The following is a 2,741-nucleotide window of genomic DNA, read 5'->3' as shown; positions in this document are numbered from 1 at the left end:
CACCAAGATCATCTCCGCCTGATCGGGCGGAGATTTTCTGGCTGACATGAGAGGCACCCTCTCCGACAGGACGGGCGCGGCGCTGTTGATGGCGCCGCTGCTCCTGTTTCTGATCCTTGCCTATGCCTGGCCGTTTCTCGGCGTGGTGAAGTGGAGCTTCACTCTACCGACGCCGGGGCTCGGCCTATATGGCGCGCTCGCGACCGACCCGCTGGTGCAGTCGGTGTTCATCCGCACGCTGCGCATCGCGCTCATCGTCACGCTGGTGTCGGTCACCGCCGCCTATGCCATCACCGCGGTGTGGGTGCGCGGCAGTCCGGCGCAGCGCGTGCTCGCCGAATTCTGCATCCTGGTGCCGTTCTGGATCTCGGTGCTGACGCGCGCCTTCGGCTGGGTGGCGCTGCTCTCCAACCGCGGCCTGATCAACACCTGGCTGCAGTCGGTGGGCTTCATTTCCGAGCCGCTCACCCTGGTGCGCAACGAATTCGGCGTCATTGTCGGCATGACGCATTTTCTCATCCCCTTCGCGGTGTTTCCGTTGGCATCGGCCATGCGCAGCCTCGACGAGCGCGTGCTGCTCGCGGCGCGCGGGCTGGGCTCCAGCCGCATGCGCACCTTCTGGACAGTGTTCGTGCCGATGACGCGCTCCGGCATCATCGGCTCGGCGATGATCGTCTTCGTCTTCTCGCTGGGCTTCTTCGTCACGCCGGCGATCCTCGGCGGCGGCCGCAGCGTGATGATCGCCGAGCTGATTTATCTGCGCATCTTCCAGAGCCCGGACTGGGGGCTGGGCGCGGCGATCAGCGTCGTGCTGGTGCTGTTCGTCGGCGCGCTGATGGCGCTCCTGTTCCGCTACGTCAAACCGAAGCAGCTGGTGTAGCGCGATGCCGACCTATCGTCCCGGTCCCGTCTCGCTGATCCTCGCCGTGCTGGTGGCGCTGTTCCAGCTGCTGCCGCTGCTTGCCGTCATCCCGGTGTCGCTGACGCCGAGCCGGATGCTGGCAATGCCGTCGGGCGAGCTGTCGCTGCGCCACTACCGATCGCTCTACGAGGATCCACGCTGGATCGACGCCATCCTGCTGTCGATCCGGATCGGCGTGGTCAGCAGCGCCATCTCGACCGTGCTGGCGCTGTGCTTCGGCCTTGGGGTGTGGATGTTCCAGCCGCGCTTCACAGCCGCACTCGTCGGCTTCGTGCTGTTGCCGATGGTGGTGCCGCCGGTGGTGTCGGCGATCACGCTCTACTTCCTGCTGACCTCGATCTCGGGGGCGAGCTCGTTCTTCGGCTACGACACCTGGCTCGGCGTGGCGATGGCGCATTCGGTGATGACGGTGCCCTTCGCGACGGTGCTGATTCTGGTCTCGCTCAGCCAGCTCGACCGCCGCATCGACCTCGCCGCGCGCGGCCTCGGCGCCAGCGTGTGGGAGCGCGCGACGCGTATCATCATGCCCAACATCAAGTTCGGCATCGTCACCGCTGCGCTGCTCTCCTTCGTGCTGTCCTGGGAGGAGATCGGCGTGACGCTGTTCATCACCTCGGTCAACGCGATCACGCTGCCTCGCTTGATGTGGATGGGGCTGCGCGACAACATCGATCCGGCGATCGCCGCGCTCTCGGTGATCCTGATCATCATCACCGTGCTGGTGCTTGCGGTGAGGAGCGTGGTGACCAGGCGCGCAGCGCCGTAGAGCGATTCACCGCTTCACGGAAACAGGGCAAAAGGCAGACACGACATCGGCACCGGCCTGGAAGGCCGGTGCCCTGTCACGGGATCGACAGGCTGCCGGGCGCGGCGGGAGCGCCAGGCGTGCCTGTTCAGGCCGCCTGCGGCCGGCGCTGCCTTTCGGCGACATACTGCCGGTGCTGGCCGGCGAGCGGTCGCTCGGTCGCCAGCAGGCCATCCAGCAAGGCGAGCAGCTCGCGCGCCGCGGCCGACTTGCAGGAGTAATAGACCATCTGCCGGTCGCGGCGGGTTTCGACCAGGCCAAACCTGCGCAGCTTAGCAAGATGCTGCGACAGGGCAGACTGGCTGAGGTCGACCTTCTCGGCGAGAGTGCCGACCGAGAGTTCGCCCGCAGCCAGATAGTTCATGATCATAAGCCGCTTCCCGTTGCCCATCACGGTCAGAAATGCGGCCGCGGTTTCGGCGTTGGAAGTGAGTTCCTTCGAGACCATCGATTTCCCCATACTTCGTGCTCTTCCGAAGCCACGGGGGCAATGGCATCAGACATCCAGAGCGTTACCTGAGCGAACCATCCCGACGGTATCGGAACGGAGCTCTGCTTCTTGTTTGACCATGATCCTTCTCGAAGAATCGGTTGCCACCATTCGGGATCATGGCCGGGACGACCCACGCGCCTTGGAAAGCGGCGCGAGCCGGCGCAGATTCGCAAACTTCCGAACCCGCGCCGCCAAGAAGTACCAGCACGGCGCTCTTTCAGCAACAATATAACGATTTTTTGCGTGTCGTCGCAGCGCCCTCACCGCTCCGAGACGGTGAAGCAAGGGCCGGATGCATCGGCAATGCCGACCTCACGGGCTGTTGAGAAGGGCAATGAAACCTCGCGGCCGTTCCCGCGTTTTGGATGGTTGAAGGCAGTGAGGGTTCCAACATGACCCAGGGTTGGTTTTCGAGGCCGGTCACGGTTTCGGTGGGCGTCGCGGGCGCGATCAGGCACATTTCGAGCGCACAGCAGGCGGCCGAGCTGCTGTGCGCTCGGAATGTGCCTGATCGCGCCCGC

At 64.9% G+C, this 2,741-nt stretch carries 4 protein-coding genes; 2 read left to right on the top strand and 2 right to left on the bottom strand.

Translation table 11 applies throughout. The features are described from left to right. The first annotated feature begins 46 nt into the window (after positions 1–46). On the top strand, positions 47–880 hold the full coding sequence (locus EN738_RS33170) for an ABC transporter permease (RefSeq protein ID WP_127287235.1): 834 nt from the start codon (positions 47–49) through the stop codon (positions 878–880). A 4-nt stretch (positions 881–884) separates the two neighbouring features. Then, positions 885–1,688, top strand: coding sequence for an ABC transporter permease (locus EN738_RS33165; protein WP_127287234.1), 804 nt, complete (start codon positions 885–887; stop codon positions 1,686–1,688). A gap of 127 nt (positions 1,689–1,815) precedes the next feature. Here the strand turns inward: EN738_RS33165 and EN738_RS33160 are convergent, their stop codons facing one another. Then, entirely contained in the window at positions 1,816–2,175 is a 360-nt protein-coding gene (locus tag EN738_RS33160) for a metalloregulator ArsR/SmtB family transcription factor (protein ID WP_127287233.1), read from the bottom strand. 305 nt (positions 2,176–2,480) lie between these two features. Beyond that, on the bottom strand, positions 2,481–2,741 hold a 261-nt coding region (locus EN738_RS36015; protein ID WP_210214103.1), incomplete at its 5' end, for a hypothetical protein.

The organism is Mesorhizobium sp. M4B.F.Ca.ET.017.02.2.1 (genome assembly GCF_003998955.1).
Classification (GTDB): Bacteria; Pseudomonadota; Alphaproteobacteria; order Rhizobiales; family Rhizobiaceae; genus Mesorhizobium; species Mesorhizobium abyssinicae.
This window is presented reverse-complemented; position numbering and strand designations above follow the sequence as displayed.

Bases quoted from the DNA above. Each gene is read 5' to 3' on its own strand.
- EN738_RS33170 (WP_127287235.1), top strand. From the start codon at position 47: ATGAGAGGCACCCTCTCCGACAGGACGGGCGCGGCGCTGTTGATGGCG.
- EN738_RS33165 (WP_127287234.1), top strand. From the start codon at position 885: ATGCCGACCTATCGTCCCGGTCCCGTCTCGCTGATCCTCGCCGTGCTG.
- EN738_RS33160 (WP_127287233.1), bottom strand. From the start codon at position 2,175: ATGGTCTCGAAGGAACTCACTTCCAACGCCGAAACCGCGGCCGCATTT.